Source organism: Myxococcus xanthus, from assembly GCF_013116825.1.
Lineage (GTDB): Bacteria > Myxococcota > Myxococcia > Myxococcales > Myxococcaceae > Myxococcus > Myxococcus xanthus_B.
The window spans coordinates 1-26,185 of sequence record NZ_JABFNS010000087.1 but is presented as its reverse complement, the minus strand read 5'-3'; the positions used below and the strand labels follow the sequence as shown (position 1 = coordinate 26,185).

Sequence of the window (26,185 nt, the reverse complement as noted above, 5' to 3'; positions counted from 1 at the left end):
GGGGCCTGGAGCGGACGCGGCCTTATTGCCGCGCGGCGAGCTCCAGCGTCACCCGGGCCCCCTTCTCCACCAATGAACCGGCGGCGGGGGTTTGAGATACCACGCGTCCACTGCCCAATACCTGTGGCTCCAGCGCCGCGGCGAGCAGCTTCACCACGGCCTCACGTCCTACTTCTCCCTGAAGGTCCGGCACACGCACCGTGCCGGGTTCAGGGGTCTCCGTCACCGCGTCCGCCCGTGCCGTCCGGGCGGCGCCGGAGGCATTCGCCCCCGGCTTCGCCGCGGCAGGCGCGGGGGACTCGGCGGCCACGGCCACCTCGGGTGCCACCGTCCGGGACGGGGGCACGGCCAGGTGAGCCATGGCGGCGGTCGCAATCTCCTTGAAAGCAGGGGCAGCCACGGTCCCCCCGTATACGTCCGTCTTGGGTTCGTCCACTACGACAAGAATCACTGCTCGCGGAGACTCGGCCGGTACCACCCCGACAAAGGAGGCGATCCGCTTGTCCGAATACCCCCGCGCCACCGGGTCTGCCTTCTGCGCGGTGCCCGTCTTTCCGGCCACCCGGTAGTCCTCCATGGCGGCCTTGGTGGCCGTCCCTCCCTTGGCCACCACGCTTTCGAGCATGCCCACGACCTGCCGGGCGACCTTCGCGGAGACCGCCCTGCGCAGCTCCGTGGGACGGTTTTCCAGCAGAACGACACCGTCCGGGTCCACCACCTTCGACACCAGGTAGGGCCGCATCAGCACCCCATCGTTGGCCAGCGCACCATAGGCGGCCGCAATCTGCACCGCCGTGGCCGTCATCCCCTGCCCGAAGGACTGGGTGGCCAGGGAGACTTCCGCCTTCGGGAACGGCAGGACGCCGCGCCCCTCGCCCGGCAGGGACAGGCCGGTGCGCTCGGCGAAGCCGAAGGCCTGGTAGCCCTTCACGAACTTCTCCCGCCCCATGGCCTGGGCAATCTTCGCCATGCAGATGTTGGAGGACTTCTGGAGGATGCCCTGCGGGGTGAGCCAGCCGTAGGAGTGGGTGTCGTTGATGGTGTGGCGGCCCACCCGCCAGGCGCCGTTCTCACAGAACAAGAGGCTGTCGGCGGTGATGGCCTTCTCTTCCATCGCCGCGGCCACCACGAAGGCCTTCAGGGTGGAGCCCGGCTCGAAGGTGTCCAGGGCGGCGCGGTTGCGCATGCCCGAGCGCGAGCTGGACTCCGGCGTGTTGGGGTTGAAGCGCGGGTGGTTGGCCACGGCGAGCAGCTCGCCCGTGCGCGGGTCCAACACCACCGCCATGCCGGCCACGGCCTTGGCGTCCTCCACCGCGCGGCTGAGGGCCTTCTCCGCGACGTACTGGAGGTGGCGGTCCAACGTGAGGGTGACGGCGGCGCCCTGGCGCTGGAGCGGATCCAACGCGCCCTGCACCAGCAGCTTGCGGCCCTTGGCGTCGCGGAAGCCGGAGGTGGAGGAGTTCTGCCCGGACAGCTCGTCCTGGAAGGCCAGCTCCAGGCCCTCCAGGCCGCGGCCGTCCATGCCCACCGTGCCCACCACGTGGGCGCCCAGTTCGCGCTGGGGGTAGAAGCGCTTGGGCTCCTTGGAGAAGCCCATGCCCGGCAGCGCCAGCGCCTTCACCGCGGCGACCTCGGCGGGCTTGGCCTGGCGCTTCACCCAGGCGAAGCGCTTGGCCCGGGCCAGGCGCGCGCCCAGCTCGTCGGGGTCCAGCTTCAGCGCCTTGGCCAGCGCCCGGGACGCGGCCTTCACGTCGGGCAGCATGGAGGGGTCCACCCAGATGGAGTCCACCTCCACGCTCTGGGCCAGCGGCGTGCCGCGCCGGTCGAAGATGTCGCCGCGGCGGGCCGGAATCTCGATGTGCCGGACGTACTGGTCCTGCGCCATGCCGCGCAGCTTCTCCTGCTCGAAGACCTGGAGCTGCACCGCACGACCAAAGGCGACGCCGAGCAGCATCAGGAACAGCCCGAACAGCAGCCGCACCCGCAGCTTCAGCCACTTCGCGTTGGGCTCGGGGGCCCGCGCCGCCTTGAAGTCTCTCACCGACCCGCTCCGGCGCGGCCCGCCACGCGGACGGTGGGCTGCGTGGCGTCCGGGGACTCCGCGCGCGCTCCGCCGCCACGCGCCGGCTTGTCCGCCGTCAGCGACACCACGGCGCCGCCGCGCGGCATGGCCATGTTCAGCTGCTCACGCGCCACGCGCTCCAGCCGGCCCGGCGCCTTGAGCGTGGCCAGCTCCAGCTTCAGCCGGTCATTCTCGCGCGTGAGGATGCGGCTCTCCGCCTCCTCGCGCGACAGGCGGTAGCCCATGTCCACCACCAGCACCCGGCTGGAGACGTGCAGGATGCCCACCGCCGCGAAGAGGGCGAAGAGGCACACCGCCGGCAGCAGGTGCAGCAGCACGCCGCCCACCGTCACGGAAGAACGCAACGCCGACACCCGGGAGTGCACCTTGCTCATCGGAGTTTCTCCACCACGCGCAGATGCGCGCTGCGTGAACGGGGATTGGCCTCGACCTCCGCCTCGGAGGCGGCCACGGCCTTCTTCGTCACCAGGGCGAAATCACCCACCCCGCTGCAGACGCACACGGGCAGGCCCGGCGGACAGGTGCAGCGCCCTGCGAGCGCGCGGAACGCCTCCTTCACCTTCCGGTCCTCCAGGGAGTGGAAGGCGATGACGGCGGCGCGGCCGCCCACCTTGAGGAGCCCGGGGATGGCGGCCAGCAGCGCGTCCAGCGCCTCCAGCTCGCCGTTGACGGCCATGCGCAGCGCCTGGAAGGTCCGGGTGGCCACGTGGATGCGGTTGGGCCACGCCTTGCGCGGCACCGCCCGCTTCACGACCTCCGCGGCCTCCAGCGTGCGCGTGGGCAGGGCCTTCTTCAGCTCGCGGGCAATGGGCCGCGCGAAGGGCTCTTCACCGTAGTCCTTGAGGATGCGGACCAGCTCGCGCTCATCCGTGGTGGCGATCAGCTCCGCCGCCGTCGGGCCGTCCGGCCCCATGCGCATGTCCAGCGGGCCGTCCTTGGAGAAGGAGAAGCCGCGCTCGGCCACGTCCAGCTGCGGCGACGACACGCCCAGGTCCACCAACACGCCATCCACGGGCAGCAGGTCCGCGGCGACGCGGGGCAGCTCGGCGAAATTGCCGGCGCGGCCCTGGAAGCGCGGGTTCGCGCCCAGGCGCGCGGTGGCCGCGGCGAGCGCCACCGGATCCCGGTCCACGCCGACCACCGTGGCGCCCGAGGCCAGCAGCGCCTCCGAGTGGCCACCGCCACCCAGCGTCCCGTCAATGATGACCCGCCCATCCGCCGGCCGGAGCAGTTCCACTGCTTCCCGCAGGAGGACGGTCTGGTGCTGGAAGTCCGAAGCCGTCACGGGCCGTCAGACAAAGGGTGCCCGTGCCAGCGCGAAGGCGGCTCGGGCATCGTTCATGTGCGGGTAGATTTCGAAACAGTCGTGCGCGCCGGCCGCGCGGAAGATGGCGGCCAGGTACGGCGAAAGTCCGGACAGCTTCACGTCCCCGCCGGCGCGGCGGAAGGCCTCCGTGCGGGCCATCAGCGGCTTGACGCCGCGGTAGTTCAGGTGCCCCACGTCGCCGAAGTCCAGCACCACCTGGCGCGTGCCGCGCTGCAGCTTGCGGCCCAGGTCGTCGCACAGCTCGAGCAGGTCCTGCTCGCTCAGCTCGCCCTCCAGCATGAGCGTCTCGACACGGCCGGCGGCCATCGCCGCGCCCGCCAACCCTGGCCGAACCTCCAGAACCTGGTTCATACGCTTGCCACCCTCCCGGTACTTCGGGGTCCTGTCGACTTTCCCGTCACGCTTGCCGCAGCTCGGCGAGCACCTTCATCACGTCCGCGGAGGTCGCTTCCTGGCGCGCTTCTTCCTGCGCCTTCGCCCACCCCTCCCGGCTCCACAGCTCGATGACCTTCACCATCCCCGCCCACACCACGTCCTTCTCCAGCCCCGCATAGGAGCGGAGCGTCGGAGGGATGAGCAGGCGCCCCAGCTTGTCCAGCGGGCACTCCTGCGCGCTGGCCACGTACAAGCGCATCAGCGTCTTCACCCCAGGCTCCATCGGGTTGCGCTTGGCCAACGACAGCTCCAGCGCTTCCCACTCCCGCACCGGGTAGGCGTGGAGGCATCGGTCGAGCGCCGTCGTGAGGATGAGCCTCTCGTCGTAGGCGCCCACCAGCGTGTCCCGGAGCTTCGCCGGGAGGCTCGTCCGCCCCTTCGCGTCGATCTGGTGCTCATAGACGCCTCGGAACACTCGGGACGATCCACCTTTTCAGCCCGCTGAGGGATGAACCTCCACTCCTTCCCACTCCTTGCCACTTCCGGGCGGCATACATACGCGCCCCACCTGGGGGGGTCAAGAAACCGCAACAGGTTGAAACAGCGGTTTGTCCGCGCCGGACGTCCGGAAAGGCCGTCACACCTGGAAGGTCCAGTGGTTGGCGCCGTACGACGCCCTACCTATTGCGCTGGGGTAAACTTGAGTTCCCCCCTGACCCAGGCGCAAAGTGTCAGTCGCGTGAACACGAACGTTCGGCTGAAGGTGGCCTACAAGACGCCGCAGTCCCTGGTGGGGGAGTACACGCGCAGTGTCGGACTGGGGGGCGTCACCCTGGAGACGCGCCGCAGCCTCCCGCTGGGGACCCGCTTCACCTTCGAACTCCATGCGGGCGGTGTGCCTCGGCCCGTGGAAGTGTTGGGGGAAGTGGTCCAGGTCGTCCCACACGAGGAGTCCCAGCGCTTCCTCCTCACCGTCCGCTATGGGGTCGGAGAAGACCGCAGCGCGTTGGACGCCGTCCTCCAGCGCATCTACTCCGCCGATGAACACTCCGGCCTGCGCCGCTTCCCACGCCTACCCCTGTACCTGCGCGCCATCGAGGCGGCCCCCCTGTCCCCGAGCTTCGTCGTCCGGGACATCTCCCGGGGCGGCGTGGGCCTGGAGGTGCAGGCCCCTTCCCTGCCCCGCCAGGTGAAGGTGGGCACGCCCTTCCTGCTGGAGATGGACTTCCGGGAGGGGCCCATGATGCTGCACGGCGAGGTGGTGTGGACCTCCACGGTGCCCCGGAAGAACTCCGGGACGGTGGCGCCGGGCTTCGGCGCCACCTTCGGCCGGCTCCGGCCGGATATGCAGCAGCGGCTGGAGGGGCTCTTGTCCCTGGCCACGCTGCCGCCCGTCCCCTGGAAGGCCCGGGTGAGCTTCGGCATGGAGGCCGTCGCGCGGATGCCGTGACGGCCTGGAGGCCCCCACGGGCTACACCGCGCCCAGGGGGTAGCCGCCCGCGGACTCCAGGGCCACCACCACCGTCTCCCGCAGCGCCGCCGGGTCATACGGCGTGAAGACGTCCAGCGTGCCCAGGCGCTCGAGCTCCTGGGCGAGCGCGTCCCCCTTCAACGTGGCGCACAGCGCGCGGCGCGTCCTGTCGTAGGCGCGGGGGATGGCGTCCAGCGCGTAGAGCTGCGTCATCGCCACCCGCACCGGGTCCAACGCGCCGGACGTGGCGACCTGGCGCGTGCGCGTCACCATGGAGTCCAGGGCGAAGGCGTCCATCACCACGTCCGACAGGGCCGCGAGCACCTCCTGGTGCTGCTCCAGCTCCGGGCCGAACGTCTCCGCCGCCACGCGCAGGCCGTGGAGCGCCAGGTGCTTGGCGGCCTCGGCGGCGACCTCCTGCGGGGCCAGGGCGTCCTGCACGCGCGCGCGGGGCCGCTCGCCCCGGGACAGCTCCTCCGCCACGTCGCCGGCCATGGCGAACAGCGGCAGGTCTCCCTTCACCGCGCGCTTGAGGAGCATGCCGGTGATGAGCATGCGGTTGATTTCGTTGGTGCCCTCGAAGATGCGGTTGATGCGTGCGTCGCGGTACGAGCGCTCCACCGGGTACTCCTCGATGTAGCCCGCGCCGCCGTGGAGCTGGACGGCGTCATCCACGAGGTGGCCCAAGGACTCCGAGCCGTGCACCTTCATGATGGAGGACTCGATGGCGTACTCCTCCACCGCCGCCAGGAGGCGCGCCTCGTAGCCCGGGGCGTCCTTGTCCCCCTGCCCCAGGCGCGCGTCCACGAGCCCGGCGGTGCGGTACGTCATGCTCTCCACCGCGTAGACGAGCGCGGCCATGCGGGCCAGCTTCTCGCGTGACAACGGGAACTGGACGATGGGCGCGTTGAACTGCTTGCGCTCCTGCGTGAAGCGCAGCGCGTTCTGGAGCTGGAGCTTCATGCCCCCCAGCACGCCCGCGCCCAGCTTGAGGCGGCCGTAGTTGAGGATGTTGAAGGCAATCTTGTGGCCCTTGCCCACCTCGCCCAGCTGGTTCTCCACCGGGACGCGCGCGTCCTCGAAGTAGAGCGGGCACGTGGAGGAGCCGCGGATGCCCATCTTGTGCTCCTCCGGCCCCACGGTGAGGCCGGGCGTGTCCTTCTCCACGATGAAGCCGGTGAACTTGTCCCCGTCCACCTTGGCGAAGACGATGAACACGTCCGCGAAGGCCGCGTTGGTGATGTAGAGCTTGGAGCCGTTGAGAATCCAGTGCCTGCCGTCGGGGGACCGGACCGCCTTCGTCTTCGCACCCAGCGCGTCACTGCCGCTGCCCTGCTCCGTGAGCGCATAGGCCGCCACCCACTCCCCCGTGGCCAGCTTCGGCAGGTACTTCGCCTTCTGCTCGGCGTTGCCGAACCAGACGATGGGCAACGTCCCGATGCCGGTGTGCGCGCCGAACGTCACCGACCATGAGCCGTTGAGGCTCATGGCCTCCGCCAGCAGCAGCGACGTCGTCTTGTCCAGGCCAGTGCCCCCGTAGGCCTCGGGGATGTCCACGCTCAGCAGGCCCAGCTCGCCGGCCTGTCGCAGCAACTGGCGCAGGAGCGCGTTGTCCTTGGCCTCGATTCGCTCGGACAGGGGGAGGACCTGCTCGCGGGAGAACTGGAGCGCCGTCTTGAAGAAGAGGCGCTGCTCCTCCGTGAAGGTCTCCGGCGTGAGGATGCGGGCCGAGCCCACCTCCTCGAAGAGGAACGCGCCCCCGGGAGCAAGCCCCTGCTGCGAAGTGGCCTTGGATGCGGCATCCATGAGTCTCCCTCCAGCGGGCGAGCGCACCCCGCCCTGGGGCCTGAATCTAATCCTCCGGCTGGAAGTCGCCCGCGAAGAGCCGGCGAGTCCTCGCCAGTCCACTGCCCTGCCTCGCTTCAGGTGAGGTCCGCTGTCCGGCAGGCAGCGCCTTCCCGCAAGCGAAGGGGCGAGCGGTGCCCTTCAAGTCAGCCGAAGCAGGCGGTCCTGGACACCGCGCACGCCTGGCTACGGACCGCCGCCTTCGTTGTCGGCCTTGGCCCGAGCCCGCTTGCCCCGCGCCACCTCGGTGGCGAGCGCCTCCAGGCGCGGGGTCCAGAACACGCGGAACTGCTCCAGCCACGCGTCGACCTGCTGCAACGGCGCCGGGTCGACGCGATAGAGGCGGCGGGTCCCTTCGGCGCGAACCTCCGCGAAGCCGCTGTCGCGCAGCACCTTCAGGTGTTGGCTGACCGCCGGCTGACTGATGCCGAACTCCGCCTGGATGGACTCGGTCACCTCGCCAGAGGGGCGCTCCCCCTCGGCCAGGAGCTCGAGGATCCGTCTGCGCACCGGCTCACCCAGGACGTCGAAGGCATGCATCGTGGCCATCAGGTCCCCGGATGCCGCACGTCGGGCGGCGGCGCTCCAGTATAGAAGGCCGTCGTCCGCGCCGCGCGTGCCTTCGCCGCCGCGGCGTCCTCTCCCCGCGTCACATCCGCCTGGCCCCAGCCTTCGCTGCTGGCCGTGATGAACGCCTTGCCCTCGTCCGAGGCCGTCCAGGATTCCACCGCCGCGCTGTCGACAGCGGCGCCGCCGGACGCCAAGTGCAGGCCCAGGCCCATCAGCCCCAGCTCCCAGCCGACGCCGGTCGCGCCAGGGCCGTAGTCGTCCCAGAAGGGGCTCACATGGGCCATGTGCTCCAGCCGCAGCCGGGTGCCACCGCCAGGCGCGTTGGCCAGGATGACCTCCAACCAGCTCACCGTCCCTCCGAACTCCCACGTCAACCCCAGGTGCCGCGGAGCCTCGCAACGGGTGACCGTGCCGCTGGCATTGCCCTTGAGCTCGTAACGCCCACCCAGCTTCAGGTCGCCGGACACCGGGAGGAACCAGCGAGGGATGCGCTCGGGGTTGGTCAGCGCGTCCCAGAGGTCCTCCACCGTCGTGTCGTAATCGCGCGTGGCGACGACGACCCGTGCGGGCTTGCCCTCATGCTCACGGCTCTCCACCTCCCGCACGACGGCCCCCAGGTACCGCTTCACATCCATCATGTCGCCTCCAAAATAAGCCTGCACTTATATAAGTGACGACTCATGAAAGATGTCAACGCTCGATGCAAGGACACGAGCGCGCGGCCACGGTGGATTCCACACAGCGGGTTCACCCTCCGTCCGGGGCCTTGTGCGGCGTGGGGTAGACGAAGCACAGGGTGTCGAACAGCGGCTCACCCGGCGCGGTGAAATTTCCGCCGAGCGCCCGCGCCGCCTGCGCCACCTCCGTGCCGAACGAAGGCACGAGGCAGATGTCCTCGGACGTCTTGAAGCGCCCCTTGAGCAAGCCCAGGCCCCGGCGGAGCGTGACGATGTCCTGCCGCCCCGCCCGCACCGGCACCGACGGACCATTTGGATCCGGCCCCGGCAACTTGCCCACGCTGGTGGTCAACTCGAAGCCGTCCGCGCGCATGATGATGCGCAGCTTGCCCGGCGCGACCTCCTCCAGCCACGCGCGGAAGCCCGCTTCGTCCCGCAGCACCACGGGATAGGCCACGGGCCCATCCGGGTGCGCCAGCCACACGGACTCCGCCGAGTCCCGCAGCACGGTGAACAGCTCCGACGTCTGCACCAGGAACGTGTCCGCGTCCGGAACCACCAACACCGTGTGCCCTGTCACGCGCTGCGCCAGCCGCGCGGCGTCATCCGGGCGCGCCGGCTCGAAGGTCTCCTCCCCCACGCGCACGCGCTCCCCCGCCAGCGCCACCCGGAGCGCGGACGCAGGAAGCGGCTCACCCTGGACGGGGCCCGCCACCTCGACTTCGGATGGCGACGCGGGGCGCGGTGCTTCCGGGGCCGCTTCGCCCGGCACGGTGAGCGAGGGCAAGGGCTCGGGCTTCAGTGATTTGAGCGGCTCGGCCTGCGTCTCCTCACGGCAGCCGGCGCCCACCACGACGAGCAGCACCGCGGCGAGCGCCAGGGTGGCCACATGCATGCCCCGCACCGCCCTCACGTGGCGCTCCCGCCAAGTGGCCGCCACCCAACGTCGCTGCTGATGACGCATCGATACGTGGCGCGCCGAGCGGGCATCCTTCGGCGCCCGGCCCTGGCCCCCGGCACCCACGACACCTCGGGCATCGCCATGGCGGCGGATGTCATGAGACGTAGGAAGAGACACACCCACCACCGAATCACAGTCAACGGATTTTTCCCGTAATGGCGTTTTACCTACCCCATGATACATTCAGGTGGCCCTGCCAAGACAGCGCGGGCCCCCTTGGCGCAGCGGCCACCTGCACCCGAAGGAGCCGGAACGAACGTGCAGCAGCTTTCCGAAGGGCTTCATTTCGGTAAATACAAGCTGCTCGAGCGCATCGCGACGGGCGGGATGGCGGAGATCTACCGCGCTCGGATGACAGCGGCGGCGGGTGTCACCAAGCCGGTGGTCATCAAGAAAATCCTCCCGGACTATGCGGGCAACAGCGCCTTCCTGTCGATGTTCGTCAACGAGGCCCGCATCGCGGCGGGGCTGAGCCACGGCAACATCGCCCAGGTCTTCGACTTCGGCGAGGTGGACGGCGAGTACTTCATCGCCATGGAGTGGGTGGACGGCCGCACCCTGTCGAGCGTCATGCGGCGCGCGCGAGAGAAGGGCATGTACACCCTGCCCCAGCCGCTGGCGCTGCTCATCGCCGTGGAGATGCTGGAAGGGCTGGGCTACGCGCACACGCGGCTGGATGAACGCGGCCGACCGCTCCACATCGTCCACCGCGACGTCAGCCCGCAGAACGTGCTGCTCAGCTACGAAGGCCAGGTGAAGCTGGTCGACTTCGGCATCGCGCGGGCGCGGCTGGCCGGCAGCGCCGAGCCGGTGGCGCACGACCTCAAGGGCAAGTACACCTACTTCGCGCCGGAGCAGGTCCGCGGGCGCGAGCCCGACGCGCGCTCGGACATCTTCGCCGCGGGCATCGTCATCTACGAGATGCTGTGCGGCCGCCTCCCCTTCGAAGGGAAGATGCCGGACGTGCTGCGCAAGCTCGCCCTGGGCGACTTCCCGCGGCCCCGCGACCTCAACCCAGGCATCCCCACCGCGCTGGAGCGCATCCTGCTCACCGCGCTGGCCGTGGAGCGCGAGCAGCGCTACGCCACCGCGGAGGCCTTCGCCGAGGCCCTCACACGCCACCTCCACACGGCCGCGCCCGACGTGTCCTCCAGCGCGCGCGCCCACTTCATGGGCTACCTCTTCGAGGCGGAGCTGGTGGGCGAAGGTCGCCCCGTGCTGCTGCCCCGGGAGTTCCTGGCGCAGATGGCCCGGTGGACCCAGTCCCCCTTGGAGCGCCGCGCCCTCCGGGAGATGGCGCCGCCCGTCCGCGAGCTGCCGGGTGATGATGAGGAGGAGCGGACCCCCATCGCCGAGTTCGAGCTGCCCCCCTCCCAGTCCCCCGCGCCCGTCGAAGGGCGGAGGGAGCGCACCACGCTGCCGCTCCCCGCGCTGCCCGGCCCGGGAGCGCCGCCCGAGCCCGGTGTCCCGCCCCTGGACGCGGCGGCATCGCGGACGATGAGCATGCCCCGGGCCGTCACCCTGGGCGCGCCCATCATCGTGGCGCTGACAGCCACGCTGGCCCTGCTGGTGTCGAACAGCACGGGCACCTTCTCCGTGGAGCTGAGTTCCTCTCCCCCAGGCGCCGCCATCCGGGTGAACGGCCAGCAACAGACCGCGCGCACCCCCGCCCTGCTCACGCAGCTCCCCGCGGACGCGGAGCACCTGCTGGAGGTCCAGGTCCCGGGCATGGTGGCGTGGAGTCAGACGGTGCGCGCCGAGCGCGGCACCACCCTGGCCGTCCATGCCCGCCGGGCAGATGTCCCTGTCCAGCGTGGTGCACGCCTTCCGCGTGCCCTACCTCTCCACCGCGCAGATGCGGCTGGACCCGTCGCGCACCTACAGCGTCCGGGTGGAGGGATGGGCCTCGCTGGGACATGCCAGCATGGTGGAGCACGCCGGGTACTTCCTGGAGGGAGACGCGCGTCTGGCGGCACGCGAGTCCTTCGGCGTGCTGGACGGCGAGGAGCGGCTGGTGCGCAACGCCTCGCGCCTCCACGTCTTCCTGCTGGACGCGAACCGCACGGACAACCACGGCACGCTGATGGTCCGCGTGCGCGAATGGGACAATGACGGCGCCGTCACCACCCTGCGGGTGGACGCCCGGACACACGCGGTGAAGCTGTCGCGCGTCGACCGCTTCCTGCTGCGCGGGCTGGCGCCGGACACGCACTACGACGTCGTGCTGCGGGACACCGCGGAGTCCGCGCGCACACGGGGCTTCGACGGGGGGCCGGTGGGCCGCGTGCTGGGCCTGTACGGCGCCGGCGAGGGCCCGGAGACCGCGTCCGGACTGCTGACGCTGCTGGAGGTGGGCCGCCCCCTGCGCCTGCGGGGCGCCACCTGGTTGCAGCTCGCGTTCCCCGACGACCACCTGGCCGACAACACCGGCAGCCTGGTGCTGGAGGTGTCGCCCGTGGCGGCGCCCGGCACCTCGCCCGCTCCCCCACCAGGGCCTCACGCTCCCGCGCCCACCCGGTAACGGGCCGCTACAGCGGTGCAGCGTCCTGTTGCCGAAAAGTTGATCACCGGAGGCTGCCCCCTACCCTGGGCGCCACGGAGGACTCACCATGAAGAAGCTGGTGGCGGTGGCCGTGTTCGGCCTGATGGGAACCCTGGGGATGGCCGCGCGCGTGGACGCCCGGCCGGGAGTGGACGGGATGGAGCCAACGGATGCACAGGTCGAGGCGGCGCTGGACGCGCGGCAGAAGCTGGTGCTGGGCAACCTCCTCAGGGTTCAGCAAACGGACGCACGCACGGCGGCAATCCACCGGTAAACTCGTGGCGTCCGACGTGGCTCGGTGCTAAGCCCGGGCCTGTTCCGACGTTCAGCCCATCAACCACACCCGTGAGGGGGACATGCCTGAAGGGTCCGCGTCACTCCAGCTCGCGGTTGGCGACCGGGTCGTCTATCCGAACCAGGGGGTCTGCCGCGTCTCCGCCATTGATATGAAGGAAGTGGCGGGACAGAAGCTCACCTTCGTCACGATGCGCCGCGAAGAGGATGGCGCCGTCGTGATGGTCCCCGAGGGCAAGGTGCTCGCCATCGGCGTGCGCAAGGTCGCATCCGCCGAGGACGTGGAGGCCATCTTCACCTTCCTCCGCTCGGACAGCGACAAGGCCGACCTCGACTGGAAGCAGCGAGCCCGCACCAACCTGGACCGGATGACCCAAGGCGGCATCATGGGTCTGGCCGAGGTGGTGAAGGGGCTCCAGGTTCTCAGTGAGCTGCGCCCGTTGCCGACCAAGGAGCGCGAGCTCTACGACAATGCCCGGCACCTGCTGGTGACGGAGGTCGCCGCCGCGCTGGGCACCGCCGAGGTCAACGCCGAGGACGCCATCGACATCGTCCTCTTCCCGCCCGGCCGCGAGCGCCCCAAGCGCACCGCCGCCGAGTTCCAGCGCGAGGAAGGCGATCTGGACCTGGACAGCGACCTGCTGGGCCTGGACGGCGACCTGGACCTGCCGTCCGACGAGGAGCCCTCCGAGCCGTCCGAGGAGGACTCCGGCGAGGAAGGCGAGTCCGAAGAGGCCGCGGCCTCCGAGGAGAACGCCCCCAAGAAGCGCGGCCGTCCGCCCAAGCCCAAGCCGGAAGCCGCGGCAGAGGGCGCCGAGCCCCCCGCTCCGAAGAAGCGCGGCCGCCCGCCCAAGCCCAAGCCGGAAGCCACGGCAGAGGGCGCCGAGCCCCCTGCTCCGAAGAAGCGCGGCCGTCCGCCCAAGCCCAAGCCGCCCGAGGCGGAAGGCGCCCCGCCCGCCGCGCCGAAGAAGCGCGGCCGTCCGCCCAAGGTCAAGCCGCCCGAGGGTGAGAGCTGACAGCCCCATGGACCGACGGGCCTCTGCACATGAGGCCCTCCCGCCGAGGTGACGCCCCGTGATTCGCGTCGTGACGCTGGACCCCTTCGACGACAAGCAGCTCGCGAAGTTCAACCGTACGCTCTACACGGCGTTCGGCGTGGGCAGTGAGCACTCCGGCAGCGTGGAGGTGCCCGCGGGCATGTCCGAGCCGCTGGATGCGGAGAAGCTGGTTGATGAGGTGAAGGGCATCCGTTCCTACAAGGACGACAAGGTGCTGCTCCTCACCACGCGCAAGCTGAAGGACCGCGAGCTTCCCAGCGGCGTGGCGCCCACGGCGGGCTTCGCGCGCCAGGGGAAGGACCGCGCCATCCTCACCATCGCGCCGCACAAGGATTTGGAGAGCGCCTTCAAGACCGTCTCCCGCCACGCGCTCCACCAACTGGGGCATCTGTGGGAGCTGCACCACTGCCTGGACCCGCGCTGCTCGATGTACCCGCCCTGGACGCCGTCCTTCGCCCAGGGTGAAGCCATCTTCTGCACCTTCTGCCGCGAAAAGAGCGAGCAGAAGATTCGCCTTGCGAAGTCCTAGCATCACGCGCGCGCTGCCCCTCGTGGAGCTGGGGGGGCTGCTCCTGGTCGCGTTCCTGTGCCTGCTCTTCCACCTGCGCCTGCCCGGCCGCCTCCCATCGGAGGCGGACTACCGCGCGGTGGCGGAGCGCCTCCAGGCGGAAGCCCAGCCCGGCGACGCGGTGCTGCTCTTTCCGTGGTGGACGGAGCGCGCCCGCATCTTCGTCCCCTCCACGCTGCCGGTGTACGGCTACCTGGGCTCGGACCAGGATGACCTGTCCGCGCACCCACGGGTCTGGGTGCTGGGCCAGCCGGAGCTGCCCCGCTCGGACGAGGCGGGCTTCCTCGAAACCTTCCTGCGTGGCCGCCGCGCGGTGGGCGCCACGTCGAGGCATGGCACGTTGACGCTGGCGCTCTATGAGAACGGCCGGCACCGGCCCCGGCGCTTCACCGCCACGGAGGCCTATGCGCGCGCCCGCGTGTACCTGGAGCAGCCGGATGGCACGCGCCGTGACTGTCCCTTCGACGGCAAGGTGCACCGCTGCCCCGGGCCTGCGCACCTGTACGTGGCGCCGGAGTGGCACGAAATCCTCTACGAGCCGCGCCGCTGCCTGTGGATGCACGCGCCCGGCGGCAAGCAGCGGCTGGTGGCGGAGCTGGACGGCGTGCCCGGTGGCCTGGGCCTGCGCCTGGAGGGCGGCATCATCTTCGAGCACGCCTTCCCCAAGGACTCGCGCTTCTCCACCACGCACCTGGGCGTGGATGACGCGGCGAACGGCGCGCGGCTGCTGTCGCTGGCGATACCGCCGGGCCTGGAGGGCGTGCAGAAGGCCGAGGTCCGGCTCCCCGAGGGCGCGCCACACACGGTGAAGGTCTGGGTGCAGGCGGACAACGCGGACCGGCGGCAGGTGTGCCTGGACGTGCTGGCCGTGGAGCCCGAAGTGGGAGTGCGGGGATGATGCAAGGACGCGCCCCCACGCGCGACGAGAAGTTCCTGGCCTGGGCCCTCTGGGTGCTGGCCTTCGCGGCGCTGTGGCTGACGGAGTCCGCGGTGGGCTACACGCGCGACGAAAGCGTCTACTTCATCGCGGCGGAGGGCTACGCGAGCTGGTTCCGGCAGCTCTTCCAGTCACCGGCCCGGGCGCTGACGGACGCGGCCATCGTGCGCGCGTGGGACTACAACCACGAGCACCCGGTGCTGATGAAGACGCTGTTCGGCCTGAGCCACCTGCTCTTCCACACGGAGCTGGGATGGATGCGCTCGGCGACGGCGTTCCGCCTCCCCGCCTTCGCCATGGCGGCGCTGATTCCCGCGCTGTCCTTTCTGCTGGGCAGCGCCATGTACGGCCGCCTCGCGGGGCTGTTTGCCGCCTTCGCCTTCATGCTGGTGCCGCGGCAGTACTTCAACGCGGAGATGGCGTGCTTCGACGTCCCTGTGGCCGCCATGTGGCTGCTGGTCGTGTACTGCTTCTGGCGCGCCATGGAGGACGTGCGCTGGGGCCTGTGGTGCGGCGTGGCCTTTGGCCTGACGCTGGCCACCAAGCACAACGCGCTGTTCCTCCCCTTCGTGCTCACCCCCTTCGCGCTGTGGCGCGCCTACAGCGCCAGCGAGGGTCAGCCGGAGGCTCGCGCCTGGCTGGGCCGCTTCGTGGGCGTGTTCACGGCGGTGGCCGTGTTCTACGGCCTGCTGGTGCTGTCGCTGGGCGGCGGTGAGGGCTTCCAGCGGAAGTTCCTGCTGCTCAGTCCGCACACGCTGCTGTTCGCCGGGCTCGCGGTGGGCGGCGCATGGGTGCTCAAGGGCGTGGACAAGGTGAACGCGCAGGTGACGCGCGCGCTGGTGCCCATCGCCGCCATGGCGGTGCTGGGGCCCGTCATCTTCTACCTGCACTGGCCCTACCTGTGGCACCAGCCGGTGGACCGCACCGCGTGGTACCTGGCCTTCCACGCCAAGCACAACCACTACGCCTGGTTCTATCTGAACCAGTTGCTGCGCGAGCCGCCCTTCCCGCTCGCCTACGTCGTCGTGAAGACGGCGCTGACGGTGCCCACCAGCCTCTTCGTCCCCATGGTGACGGGCCTGGCGGCGCTGGTGGCGCGCATGGTGCTGGGGGCCTTCACGCGGACGCGCGCGTGGGTGGAGCGCCCGGTGACGATGACGGAGGCGCTGGTGTGCGTGAACGCGGTGGCGTCCATCCTCATCATCAGCCACCCGCAGGTGCCGCACTTCGGCGGGGTGAAGCACTGGTTCCCGTCCATGGTGTTCCTGGGCATCCTCGCGGGCGCCGCGGTGGCCCGGGGCTGCACGGCGCTGTGGGAGCGGCTGAAGGTGAAGTGGCCCTCATTGCCGCGGGCCGTGGTGGCCGTGGTGGTGTTCGCGGTGCTGCTGGCCCCCGCGCTGGTGTACTCGGTGCGCGTGTTCCCCTACGGGACGGCGGCGTACTCGGAGCTGGCGGGAGGGCTGCCGGGCGCGGCCACGCTGGGCATGCAGCGCCAGTTCTGGTCCAGCCACGTCACCGGCGTGCTGCCGTGGATCAACGCGAACGCGAAGCAGGGCGCGCGCCTGTTCCTGCACGAGGTGCACGGCGGCTCGTTCCGCGACTACCAGCGCAACGGCATGCTGCGGAAGGACCTGCGCGCGGTGGGCAGCCCGGCGGACGCGGACATCGTCGCGTACCAATACCACCAGGAGTTCCGCGAGCACGAGTTCCTCACGTGGCAGGCCTTCGGCACGCGCACGCCGGTGACGGGCCTCTACCTGGATGAGACGCCCCAGGTGGTCGTCTACGTCCGGCCGCCGACGCGGTAGCCCCTCGAAATCCCTGGCGCCGTGAGCCCGTCCCCCAGAAAGGCTGCTCAGCGGGCGGCGGCGAGAGGAATGTGTCTGTCATTGACCATTTCCCCTCCCTCCTCCGACAAGCTCGCACAGCCGCTCACTTGCGTTCTCAAATCCCGTCGAATTCCCATCCCACGATGCGAATTCCACTCCCTGCATTCATCGCAGCAACGCTCGTGGCCTCGGCTTGTGGAGGTGAGGCACCGTCCCCAGCCGATTCCAGTCCGGCCGAGGCCCTTGCTTCACGGGAGCAGGCGGCGTTCTCCGGTGTGAATGGCACCTACTGTCTGGTCAGCCCCTACAACTGCAAGCTGCAAGCGTCCGGTGGAAACCGCGTCCCCACCAACGCGCCCGAGGACGACAATTGGGGCCTGGTGACAGGCGTTCCCATCCGGGACGGCCACGGCACGGTGGTAGGCACCAACACGCGGACGAGCGCGGCCTTCAACTATGGCCAGACCCGCACCTTCGCGGGTGAGAAGCACGCCTTCGCGGTGTCGACGTCCAACTCCAGCGCCGGGTGGTTGCCCATCTCCAGCATCCTGGGGAGCACTTCCTTCGAGCAGAAGGTCGGCCACGTCTCCGCGCTGGGTGCGGGCCTGGGCAACCTGGGTTGCTACGCGGTGCGCGACTGGCACGACACCACGCTCGAATTCAAGAAGGTCGTCTACGACAGCACGGCGACGCACGAGCGGGCCGGGGACTACCTGCCGTTGGTGCGCGCCAACGGCCTGCGCTCGGTGAACCTGGTCTTCAACGTGCCGGGCTTCGCGCTGGGCGGGCCCGCGGTGGACCACTTCCCTGCGGGGACGAAGTTCCAGCGCCTGGACGTCCCCACCGAGCACGGCGTGCCGTCCATCGACATTCCCCTGTGGGTCCAGGACAGCGCGGGACGCTACCGTCAGCAGTCCGGCACCATGAAATTCCTCTACGGTTACGTCATCGCCGCCACGGGAACGAAGCGCAACGGGTGGATGGCCCATGACGCCCTCCAGGTCAGCTCCGGCTGTCCCTGAGGCCCGTCAGGAGCGCGCCCACGTCGCGCGCGGAGGACATGACGCCGCCCATGGGCGCGCCCGCCCGGTCGCGGTGTGCACTGGCGGTCGTTGCAGCGGGCGCGACCTGTCACAGGACAACCCCTGACCTCCCCTCAGGACGAAGCTCCGAAGTAGGCTGGAGGGAGGCAGGTGAAGGCTCTTCCACCCCCGGGAGGGACACATGAGGCGCTGGACTGGGTTGTTGGCGGTGGCCGCGCTGTGTGGCGCGGCTTGTGATGGGAAGAAGTCGACGGACAGGCCCACGCGGGCCCAGCTGCGGAAGACGGGCGGGGCCACGGTGGAGGTCATCCCCTCCGACGGCCAGCTTCCCTACTGCATGCTGTACACGGTGTCCGAGAAGGGCGTCATCCGGCAGCTCACGCTGACGCGGGAGAACCGCTCCATCCGCTGTGATGCGAACAAGCCCGTGGCGCACACGAGCTTCCGCATCCCCGTGCAGGAGGGAAAGGTCCGCATGTACATCTTCTTCTCCGACGACCGCATCCCCGCGGGCCCGGTGGCGCAGCAGCTCTACGAGCTTCGGAGCCAGGAGCGCATCAACGCCATGGACCTGCGCCTGCCTGGCCGCGTGTTCGTGGAGACGTTGGAGTTCACTCCCGAGGAAGGCGGCACGCCCGTGACGGGCACCGTGGTGGGCGCGGGAGGCGACACCGAACCGGAGGGCACGGGGGCCCCGGTGCTGTCGGATGGTGGCACCGAGGGCGGCGGCATGGGCGCCATGGACGACGCGCCCTGAGCCATGCCTGAAGCGGCGCGCCGGGGGAGTCTCCCTCCCCGGCGTGCGGCGGCTCAGTAGGCCTCGCGCGCCAGGGCCAGCAGGTCCGCCTGCGACACCTTCCGCGGGTTGCTCAGGTGCGAGGCATCCTGGAAGGCCTTCTCGGCAATCCGCTCCAGGTCCTTCTCCTGGACGCCCGCGTCGCGCAGCCGCGAGGGAATGCCCACCGCCGCGTTGAGCTTGCGCACCCGGTCAATGGCGTTGCCCGCGAGCACCTCTTCGCGCGCCTGCGTCGTGTCCCCCAGCGCCACCGCGACCCGAGCCAGCCGCGCCGTGCAGACCGCGCGGTTGAACTCCATCACCACGGGCAGGACGATGGCATTCGCCAGGCCGTGGTGCACGTTGGACACGGGCGTGAGCGCGTGGGCCAGCGCGTGACAGGCCCCCAGGCCCTTCTGGAAGGCCATGGCGCCCTCCATCGCCGCCACCATCATGTCCGTGCGTGCGGCCAGGTCCTTGCCGTCGCGCACCGCCGTCTCCAGCGAGCGGCCCACGCGGTAGATGCCGTCAATGGCCACCGCGTCCGCCAGCGGGTGGAAGCCATTGGCCAGGTAGGCCTCCAGGCAGTGGGTGAAGGCATCCATGCCCGTGGCCGCGGTGATGCCCGGCGGCAGCCCCAGCGTCAGCTCCGGGTCGCAGATGGCGGCGCGCGGCAGCAGGTGTGGGCTGAAGATGACCGTCTTGCGACCCGTGTCCTCCAGCGTCACCACGCCCGAGCGCCCCACCTCGGAGCCCGTGCCCGCGGTGGTGGGAATCGCGATGAGCGGCGGCAGGTCGTCGCGCACGTGCTGGTCGCCGCCCTTCGCGTCGTCGTAGCGGCTGAGCGGCGGCGCGTGCGTGGTGAGGAGCTGAATCAGCTTGCCCGCGTCCAGGGCGCTGCCGCCCCCCAGCGCGACGATGCCGTCGCAGGAGTGGCTCCGGTACGCCTCCAGGCCCGCGAAGACGTCGCGCTCGGTGGGGTTGGGCTCCACGCGGTCGAAGACTTCACTGGCCAACCCCGCCGTCTCGAGCACGTCCGCCACGCGCGCGGCCAGCCCCGCCTTCACCACGCCCGCGTCCGTCACCAGCAGCGGGCGCTGGATGCCCAGACGCTGGGCCTGCGCGGGCAGGCGCAGCAGCGCGCCGGCGCCGAAGACGATGCGCGTGGGCCACGCCATCTCGGTGACGCGCGGCTCGGAGGGAATGTCGAACGGCTTCATGGCGGCGGCCTCATTTGCGCTCATCAGACGAGCTCCAGGTAACGCTCCAACTCCCAGTTGGTGACGGCGCGCTCGTACTGACGCACCTCCCACTCGCGCGTGCGCACGAAGTGGTCCACGAAGCCGTCGCCCAGCAACTCCCGCGCGCGCTCGCTGCCCTTCAGCAGCGCCACCGCGTCCTTGAGGTTGCGGGGCAAGGGCGGCGCGTCGTTCTTCGCGTAGGCGTTGGCCTCGCAGGGCGCGGGGGGCTCCACCTCGTTCTCGATGCCCCACAGGCCCGCGGCCAGGCTGACCGCCATGCCGATGTACGCGTTCATGTCCGCGCCCAGCTGCCGGTACTCCAGGCGCATCGCCTTGGCGCTCTCACCGATGACGCGGATGGCGGTGGTGCGGTTCTCCAGGCCCCACGTCACGGTGGTGGGCGCCCAGGTGTTCTCCACGCTGCGCTTGTAGCTGTTGATGGTGGGCCAGTAGAGCGCGGTGAGCTCCGGCATCAGCGCCACCTGCCCGCCGATGTAGTGGCGCAGCAGCTTGCTCATGCCGTGGGGCGCCTTCGCGTCGTGGAAGAGGTTCTGCTCCCCGTCCAAGTCCCACAGCGACTGGTGGACGTGCCCCGAGCACCCCGGCAGCTTCGCGTCCACCTTCGCCATGAAGCACGCGGTGACGCCGTGGCGGGCGCAAATCTCCTTCACCACCGTCTTGAAGAGCGCGGCCTTGTCCGCCGACTTCTCGATGTCGTCGTAGCGGATGGCCGCCTCGAAGACGCCCGGCCCCGTCTCCGTGTGGAAGCCCTCGATGCCCAGGCCGAAGGCGTTGCACCCGTCGATGAGCGCATGCACCAGCGGCGCGTTGAGCGACGTGCGCAGCCACGAATAGCCGAACATGCCCGGCGTCAGCGGCGTCAGCCCCTGGAAGTCCTTGTCGCGCAGGCTCTGCGGCTGCTCCTTGAAGATGAAGAACTCGTACTCCGCGCCGAAGCGCGGCAGGTACCCCAACGAGCGCGCGCGGGCGGCCACCTTCTGGAGCAGCTGCCGGGGGCTCGCCTCGAAAGGCGTGCCATCGGGGTTTTCGAAGTCGAGCAGGAACGCCGCGGTGTCCGGCTCCCAGGGAATGACGCGGCCGGTGGACAGGTCCACCTTCGCGTGGGCATCCGGGTAGCCGGTGTGCCAGCCCGTCACCTGCGTGTTGTCGAGCAGGTCATCGCTCAAGTCCCAGCCGAAGACGACGTCACAGAAGCCCAGGCCGCCCCTGGCGGCGCTGAGGAACTTCTCCAGGGAGATGTACTTGCCGCGCCAGACGCCATCGACGTCCACCGCGCCCACCTTCACCTTCTGGACGCCCTTCTCCTCCAGCCAGCGGCGCAGCGTGTCCATGCCCGCCGCGTCCCGCGCCGCCGGGCCTCGCGCCGGAGCACGCGATGCCTTGCCGCGAACCCGGCGAGCCATGGCAGGGTGGGTCAGGACCTTCGCCTTGGGTCGGGTCGGCATCGATTCACTCCCCCTCTCTTGCTGGAAACGCCCGACACCTGGGGCTCCCCCCGCCGCCCGGCCATGCGCTGACTGGAGACGAGAAATGAGAAGGTGAGCCAACAGGCGCCGGTCATGTGGGTACCTCGAAGCACACGGGCGCGTTCCACTGCGACTGGCCAGGAACGGACACGCGGGGCACGACACGGTAGGAATGGGGACGCGATGCGGCAACCTACGGCGGTGAAGAACGTCCTCTTGCTGAAAGCCGGTGACGCGGCCGAGGCCGTGCGCGTCTCCGTCGGCGATTATGACCGGTGGTTTCTGCAAGCCATCGGACTGTCCGGCTACCGCTTCGACCTCGTGCTCGCGCACCGGGGCGCCCCCTTGCCCACGCGCGCGGATGGCTACGACGCGGTGATGATGACGGGCTCGCCGCTGTCGGTGACGGCGCTCGAGCCGTGGATGCAGCGCGCCGCGGACTTCATGGTGGAGGCCGGTGAGCGGGGCACGCCCGTGCTGGGCGTGTGCTTCGGCCAGCAACTCCTGGCACATGCGTATGGCGGCCGTGTCTCGCGCAATCCCCAGGGGCGCGAGACGGGCAGCGTCGAGGTGACGCTCACCGAGGCCGGCAAGCAGGACCCACTCTTCGACGGCGTGCCGGAGCGCTTCATCGCGCAGGCGACGCACGAGGACATCGTCTCCCACATCCCCGACGGCGCGCTGGTGCTGGCGGGCAACGCGAACACGGCCGCGCAGGCACTGGCCTTCCGCCCCACCGTGCGCGGCGTGCAGTTCCACCCAGAGGCCGGCGTGGACGCCCTTCGCGCCGTCATCGAGGCCCGCCGGGAGGACCTGGAGCGGGACTCCGTGGCGCGAGGCGCCGCGCCCGGCGAATACGTCCGTCAGCTCCTGGCGGGCCTCACGCCCTCTCCCGCGGGCCGCAGAATCCTGCTGAACTTCCTCGAGCGCTTCACCTGACCTGACAGAGGCCCTCCGTGTCCCGTCTTGCCCTGCCGACCCTGCTCCTCGCCCTGCTCACCACCGCGTGCTCGGAAGACCTGTGCACCCAGGCGCCCCGCTGTGACGACTCGGAAGCGCTCAACTGTGAGCCGGAGTGCACGGTGGGCCCGTGCTCCAGCGGCCCCATCCTCCAGGCGTGCACCGAGCGCACGACGTGCACCGTCGTCCCCGGCGACCGCAACGACGCGCGCTTCTACCGCTCTCGCGCCGTGTGCGCCGTCACCCTGGAGTCCTGCGACCCGGCGACCGCGGCCCCGCCCACCTGCGGGAGCGACCGCTTCGTCACCGGCTGCAGCGCCTACCGCCGCGACATCCGCGTGTCCTGCTCCCAGTCGGCGCTCTACTTCGCGCAGGTGCCCGCCTGCTGCCAGGGCCTGGCCACGGACGACGGCGGCACCGACGCGGGCACGGGCGACGGTGACGCGGGCGTCCCCGACGCGGGCACGGCCGACGCCGGCATTTGAGGTAGAGAAGAAGCCATGGCGTCGCGCTGGGACCACCTCTTCGACCTCAAACCGATTTCCCTGCTGGAACACCTCCTGGAAGAGGTGGCGAAGCTGCTGCACAAGGACCTGCTGCAGTGGCCGCCGCCCGTCGAGGAGCTGGACCTGGACACCGGTGGCCACTTCGCGCCGCTCTTCACGGAGCCCCGGCCCCGGCCGTCCCGGGCCGTCTACGCGGAGGCCTTCCGGCTGGCGCAGTGGGAGCTGGCGCGCGAAACGGACGCCTACGACGACTACATGCGCAACAAGCGCTACCTGGAGCGCGGCCTGGCGCCGGGCGACCGGCTGCCCCTGCTGCTCCTCAGCCGCTGGCTCACCGAGCAGATGCTGGGCCTGGGCGAGGCCACCGAGGGCCGCGTCAAGCGCAAGCACATGCGCGACTGCCTGGAGCGGCTCCAGTCAAAGCTCGGCGCCTTCCCGGTGCCTGGCGCCTGAGCCGCCGCCGGGTGACCCGGTGAAATGTTGAACAGGCACCATCCCCCTCCCAGGACGCGGGCAGGCGACTCGCGTGGCGGCCCTTGTCACCGGGAAGGCACTGCCGTAAGCCAGACGGCATGTCGCAGCAGCCTTCGGACACCACCGCCTCCGCCAACCGACGCAAGCGCCTGCTCCTCTTGGGAGTGTTGTGGCTGAGCCTGGCGCTGGTCCTGTTGGCCTTCCGCTCGGTGGTCATGCCCTTCGCCGGCGCCGCGCTCATCGCCTACCTGGTGCAGCCGCTGGTGGGGCGCATCTCCCGGGTGAAGGTGGCTGGACGGCCGGTGCCGCGCTGGACGGCGCTGCTGCTCATCTACGCCGGCTTCTTCGTGGGCGTGTACCTCTTCATCGTCGCGCTGGTGCCGCAGCTCTACCGCGAGCTGTCCCGCGTCAGCCGTGAGGCGGTGACGTTCGCCAACACGCTCACGCCGGAGCACGTCCAGGAGCTGGCGCAGCGCGCGGAGACGTGGCTCAGCACACGAGGCATTCCGGTGGCGCTCTCCAACCGCGCGCTGGAGGGCGCGGACGCGGGGAGCAGCAACGGCACCTTCGGGTTCGCGCTGGATTTGGAGCAGTTCCTGGGGGACGCGGTGAAGCGCGTGTCCATCCTGGCGCAGGAGAACCTGGGCGACATCGTCAACGTGTCCCGCAGCATCGTCACCAGCGTGGCCGCGGGCGTCTTCATGCTCTTCTTCGTGCTGATGGTGGCCGCGTTCTTCTCCATCGACGCGCAGGCCATCCGCAACTACTTCGGCACGCTGATTCCGCCGGAGTACGCCACCGACGCGCGGCAGCTGCTGGAGCGCATCGACCGCTCGTTGTCCGGCGTGGTGCGCGGGCAGGTCACCATCTGCATCGTCAACGGCATCCTGACGTTCATGGGACTGCTGCTGTTCGGCGTGAAGTTCGCGTTCCTGCTGGCGACCATCGCCACCTTCTTCAGCCTCATCCCGATTTTCGGCACCATCCTCAGCTCGGTGCCCATCGTCCTCATCGCGCTGGCGGACGGCTTCCAGAAGGGGCTGGCGATTCTCGCGTGGATCATCGGCATCCACGCGGTCGAGGCGTACTTCCTCAACCCCAAAATCATGGGGCAGGCGGCGCACCTGCACCCCGTCATCGTCGCCTTCTCCCTCATCGCCGGAGAGCGGCTCTTCGGGCTGGTGGGGGCCCTCTTCGCGGTGCCCGTGGCGTCCGTCCTGGTGGCGTGCTTCGACTACGCACGGCTCAAGGCCCAGCCCGCGCCCGCGGTGGCCCTGGCCACGACCGGACCGCTGCCCGCTGAGCGTCAGCCGCCCGCCGCCTGAGCCCTACTGGCAGGCGGCGGCGCAGCGCGCTTCACGGCAGGTGGGGATGCAACGCCCGCAGTCGATGGAGCCCTCCGGGCAGCCACTGGTACAGGGGCCGCGACACGTCGGGCCTTCGTCCGCGTGCGTGACGGCGGTCCCCAGCCCACAGCACGCGTCGGCCACGCAGTCGTCGTCCGTGTAACAGGTCTTGTCGGACAGCACCGGGGGCACGTCCCCCAGTGGCAGGTCTCCCAAACCGTCACACCCCACTCCACCACCGCCCAGCGTCACCCCCAGCACGAGGGTGAGCAGGCGGAAACGTCCGTGTCTGAGCAATGGATACTCCTTGCTCGGACAATCTCTACCGGTTCATCGACCCGAGGAAGTCCGCATTCGACGGGGTGGGCCGCATGTGTTTGAGCACGAACTCCATCGCGTCGATGGGGGTGAACGGGTGGAGCACCTGCCGCAGGGCGGTGATGCGCACCAGGTCGCCCGGGCCGAGCAGCAGCTCCTCCTTGCGCGTACCGGACTTGTTGATGTCCAGCGTCGGGAAGATGCGCTTCTCCATCAGCTTCCGGTCCAGGACGATTTCGGAGTTACCCGTGCCCTTGAACTCCTCGAAGATGACTTCGTCCATGCGGCTGCCGGTGTCGATGAGCGCGGTGCCGATGATGGTCAGCGAGCCCCCCTCTTCGATGTTGCGCGCGGCGCCGAAGAAGCGCTTGGGCTTGTGGAGCGCGTTGGCGTCCACGCCGCCGGACAGGATCTTGCCGGACGCGGGCACCACCGTGTTGTAGGCGCGCGCCAGACGGGTGATGGAGTCCAGCAGGATGCAGACGTCGTACTTCTGCTCGACCAGGCGCTTGGCCTTGTCGATGACCATCTCCGCCACCTGCACGTGGCGCGTGGCGGGCTCATCGAAGGTGGAGGACACCACCTCGCCGCGCACGCTGCGCTCCATGTCCGTCACCTCTTCCGGGCGCTCGTCCACGAGCAGCACGATGAGGTACACGTCCGGGTGGTTGCGGCTGATGGCGTGCGCGATGTTCTGCAGCAGCACCGTCTTACCGGCCTTCGGCGGTGCCACGATGAGGCAGCGCTGGCCCAGACCGATGGGGCAGAACATGTCGATGATGCGCGTGGTCATCTCCGACGACTCATGCTCCAGCTTGAGCTTGCGCGTCGGATAGAGCGGCGTGAGGTTGTCGAACAGGATGCGCTCGCGCGCCGCGTCCGACATCGGGTCCGCGAAGTTGACCTTGTCCACCTTCTGGAGCGCGAAGAAGCGCTCGCCCTCGCGGGGCTGGCGGATGGGGCCCGTCACCGTGTCGCCGGGGCGCAGGTTGAAGCGGCGCACCTGCGACGGGGACACGTAGATGTCGTCCGGGCTGGGCTGGTAGTCGCTGTCCGCGCTGCGCAGGAAGCCGAAGCCGTCGCTGAGCAGCTCCAGCACGCCCTCCGCGTGGACCTCGAAGCGCTTGTCGGCGATGCCGCCCAGCAGCGCGAAGATGAGGTCCTGCTTCTTCAGGCCCTGGTACCCCTCGATGCCCACGTCGTGGGCCATCTTCGAGAGGTCGGTGATCTTCATCCGCTTCAGGTCATTGAGCTTGATGACCTGCATGGGCTCGCCATCCCGGGTGACTTCCGTGATGGCGGGAGTCTCAGGGGACTCCGGAGGAGGCGGCAGGGAGGCGGCCGGTTCTTCTGACTCGCCGGAGATACGCGCTTCCTGGAGGTCGTCGTCCCGCACCGGGCGGGAGATGGGGGTGAGCACCGGACGGGGCGGCTCGGCAGGGGCCTCCTCGACCTCGGCGCCGGGCTCTTCGTCGCGGCGGGCGGCGGTGCGGCGGGC

27 protein-coding genes are annotated in these 26,185 nt (G+C 70.1%); 14 read left to right on the top strand and 13 right to left on the bottom strand.

The features are described 5' to 3' along the window. Positions 1-22: 22 nt before the first annotated feature. The 5 genes from HNV26_RS23650 to mraZ are packed head-to-tail and all read right to left on the bottom strand — an operon-like array spanning position 23 to position 4,260. Positions 23-2,041, bottom strand: a complete 2,019-nt coding sequence (locus tag HNV26_RS23650; RefSeq protein WP_171441420.1) for a penicillin-binding protein — start codon at positions 2,039-2,041, stop codon at positions 23-25. After that, positions 2,038-2,457 (bottom strand): cell division protein FtsL, encoded by a 420-nt coding sequence (gene ftsL / locus HNV26_RS23645; protein WP_171441419.1) that lies wholly within the window; start codon positions 2,455-2,457, stop codon positions 2,038-2,040. Before ftsL ends, HNV26_RS23650 begins: the two co-directional genes overlap by 4 nt. Then, positions 2,454-3,368 (bottom strand): 16S rRNA (cytosine(1402)-N(4))-methyltransferase RsmH, encoded by a 915-nt coding sequence (gene rsmH / locus HNV26_RS23640; RefSeq protein ID WP_141254386.1) that lies wholly within the window; start codon positions 3,366-3,368, stop codon positions 2,454-2,456. Before rsmH ends, ftsL begins: the two co-directional genes overlap by 4 nt. 6 nt (positions 3,369-3,374) lie before the next feature. Continuing rightward, positions 3,375-3,761: an STAS domain-containing protein gene (locus HNV26_RS23635; RefSeq protein WP_171441418.1), complete on the bottom strand. Its 387-nt coding sequence runs from the start codon at positions 3,759-3,761 to the stop codon at positions 3,375-3,377. A gap of 46 nt (positions 3,762-3,807) precedes the next feature. Next, positions 3,808-4,260 carry a division/cell wall cluster transcriptional repressor MraZ gene (gene mraZ, locus HNV26_RS23630; protein ID WP_090490200.1) on the bottom strand — a complete coding sequence of 151 codons (453 nt, stop codon included), beginning with the start codon at positions 4,258-4,260 and terminating at the stop codon, positions 3,808-3,810. A gap of 264 nt (positions 4,261-4,524) precedes the next feature. On the opposite strand from mraZ, the gene HNV26_RS23625 reads away from it, so the two are divergent. Next, on the top strand, positions 4,525-5,235 hold the full coding sequence (locus HNV26_RS23625; RefSeq protein WP_171441417.1) for a PilZ domain-containing protein: 711 nt from the start codon (positions 4,525-4,527) through the stop codon (positions 5,233-5,235). Positions 5,236-5,256: 21 nt separating this feature from the next. Here the strand turns inward: HNV26_RS23625 and HNV26_RS23620 are convergent, their stop codons facing one another. From HNV26_RS23620 to HNV26_RS23605, 4 genes are all read right to left on the bottom strand, one after another. Continuing rightward, entirely contained in the window at positions 5,257-7,062 is a 1,806-nt protein-coding gene (locus HNV26_RS23620; protein ID WP_171441416.1) for an acyl-CoA dehydrogenase FadE, read from the bottom strand. A 225-nt stretch (positions 7,063-7,287) separates the two neighbouring features. Then, a complete protein-coding gene (locus tag HNV26_RS23615; protein WP_011555571.1) occupies positions 7,288-7,641 on the bottom strand; it encodes an ArsR/SmtB family transcription factor in 354 nt (117 codons plus the stop codon). Positions 7,642-7,649: 8 nt separating this feature from the next. Continuing rightward, positions 7,650-8,309 (bottom strand): SRPBCC family protein, encoded by a 660-nt coding sequence (locus tag HNV26_RS23610; protein WP_171441415.1) that lies wholly within the window; start codon positions 8,307-8,309, stop codon positions 7,650-7,652. Between the two features lie 109 nt (positions 8,310-8,418). Then, entirely contained in the window at positions 8,419-9,243 is an 825-nt protein-coding gene (locus tag HNV26_RS23605; protein WP_171441439.1) for a hypothetical protein, read from the bottom strand. 324 nt (positions 9,244-9,567) lie between these two features. Between HNV26_RS23605 and HNV26_RS23600 the strand changes: the two genes are divergently transcribed. The 9 genes from HNV26_RS23600 to HNV26_RS23565 all read left to right on the top strand — a co-directional run bounded on the left by HNV26_RS23600 (position 9,568) and on the right by HNV26_RS23565 (position 18,337). Further along, on the top strand, positions 9,568-11,421 hold the full coding sequence (locus HNV26_RS23600) for a serine/threonine-protein kinase (RefSeq protein WP_366816930.1): 1,854 nt from the start codon (positions 9,568-9,570) through the stop codon (positions 11,419-11,421). After that, complete coding sequence (locus HNV26_RS38580) at positions 11,324-11,830, top strand: hypothetical protein (RefSeq protein WP_253816953.1); 507 nt, start codon at positions 11,324-11,326, stop codon at positions 11,828-11,830. The genes HNV26_RS23600 and HNV26_RS38580 overlap by 98 nt, the downstream gene beginning before the upstream one ends. Positions 11,831-11,918: 88 nt before the next feature. Continuing rightward, entirely contained in the window at positions 11,919-12,125 is a 207-nt protein-coding gene (locus tag HNV26_RS23595) for a hypothetical protein (protein WP_011555575.1), read from the top strand. A gap of 82 nt (positions 12,126-12,207) precedes the next feature. After that, positions 12,208-13,161, top strand: coding sequence for a CarD family transcriptional regulator (locus HNV26_RS23590; RefSeq protein WP_171441413.1), 954 nt, complete (start codon positions 12,208-12,210; stop codon positions 13,159-13,161). A 58-nt stretch (positions 13,162-13,219) separates the two neighbouring features. Beyond that, positions 13,220-13,732, top strand: coding sequence for a hypothetical protein (locus tag HNV26_RS23585; protein WP_171441412.1), 513 nt, complete (start codon positions 13,220-13,222; stop codon positions 13,730-13,732). Beyond that, positions 13,719-14,669 (top strand): hypothetical protein, encoded by a 951-nt coding sequence (locus tag HNV26_RS23580; protein WP_090490207.1) that lies wholly within the window; start codon positions 13,719-13,721, stop codon positions 14,667-14,669. Before HNV26_RS23585 ends, HNV26_RS23580 begins: the two co-directional genes overlap by 14 nt. Next, complete coding sequence (locus tag HNV26_RS23575) at positions 14,666-16,516, top strand: ArnT family glycosyltransferase (protein WP_171441411.1); 1,851 nt, start codon at positions 14,666-14,668, stop codon at positions 16,514-16,516. The genes HNV26_RS23580 and HNV26_RS23575 overlap by 4 nt, the downstream gene beginning before the upstream one ends. 164 nt (positions 16,517-16,680) lie before the next feature. Then, on the top strand, positions 16,681-17,559 hold the full coding sequence (locus HNV26_RS23570; protein WP_171441410.1) for a hypothetical protein: 879 nt from the start codon (positions 16,681-16,683) through the stop codon (positions 17,557-17,559). Positions 17,560-17,761: 202 nt separating this feature from the next. Next, positions 17,762-18,337, top strand: a complete 576-nt coding sequence (locus HNV26_RS23565; protein WP_171441409.1) for a hypothetical protein — start codon at positions 17,762-17,764, stop codon at positions 18,335-18,337. A gap of 53 nt (positions 18,338-18,390) precedes the next feature. Here HNV26_RS23565 and HNV26_RS23560 read toward each other — a convergent pair whose 3' ends face one another. Both HNV26_RS23560 and HNV26_RS23555 read right to left on the bottom strand, forming a co-directional pair. Further along, entirely contained in the window at positions 18,391-19,575 is a 1,185-nt protein-coding gene (locus HNV26_RS23560) for an iron-containing alcohol dehydrogenase (protein ID WP_171441438.1), read from the bottom strand. A 23-nt stretch (positions 19,576-19,598) separates the two neighbouring features. Beyond that, a complete protein-coding gene (locus HNV26_RS23555) occupies positions 19,599-21,062 on the bottom strand; it encodes a glutamine synthetase family protein (protein ID WP_253816952.1) in 1,464 nt (487 codons plus the stop codon). A gap of 204 nt (positions 21,063-21,266) precedes the next feature. Between HNV26_RS23555 and HNV26_RS23550 the strand changes: the two genes are divergently transcribed. The 4 genes from HNV26_RS23550 (at position 21,267) to HNV26_RS23535 (ending at position 24,348) form a co-directional block, all read left to right on the top strand. Continuing rightward, positions 21,267-22,022, top strand: coding sequence for a glutamine amidotransferase (locus tag HNV26_RS23550; RefSeq protein WP_171441408.1), 756 nt, complete (start codon positions 21,267-21,269; stop codon positions 22,020-22,022). 17 nt (positions 22,023-22,039) lie between these two features. After that, complete coding sequence (locus HNV26_RS23545) at positions 22,040-22,528, top strand: hypothetical protein (RefSeq protein ID WP_171441407.1); 489 nt, start codon at positions 22,040-22,042, stop codon at positions 22,526-22,528. Between the two features lie 15 nt (positions 22,529-22,543). Next, the gene (locus HNV26_RS23540) at positions 22,544-23,002 is read left to right on the top strand and encodes a hypothetical protein (RefSeq protein ID WP_171441406.1); all 459 of its coding nucleotides are present in this window, start codon (positions 22,544-22,546) and stop codon (positions 23,000-23,002) included. 119 nt (positions 23,003-23,121) lie between these two features. Beyond that, the gene (locus HNV26_RS23535) at positions 23,122-24,348 is read left to right on the top strand and encodes an AI-2E family transporter (protein ID WP_171441405.1); all 1,227 of its coding nucleotides are present in this window, start codon (positions 23,122-23,124) and stop codon (positions 24,346-24,348) included. Positions 24,349-24,351: 3 nt separating this feature from the next. Here HNV26_RS23535 and HNV26_RS23530 read toward each other — a convergent pair whose 3' ends face one another. Then, a complete protein-coding gene (locus HNV26_RS23530; protein WP_171441404.1) occupies positions 24,352-24,666 on the bottom strand; it encodes a hypothetical protein in 315 nt (104 codons plus the stop codon). A gap of 25 nt (positions 24,667-24,691) precedes the next feature. After that, positions 24,692-26,185, bottom strand: a 1,494-nt coding sequence (gene rho, locus HNV26_RS23525) for a transcription termination factor Rho (RefSeq protein ID WP_253816951.1), incomplete at its 5' end; no start/stop codon positions are given.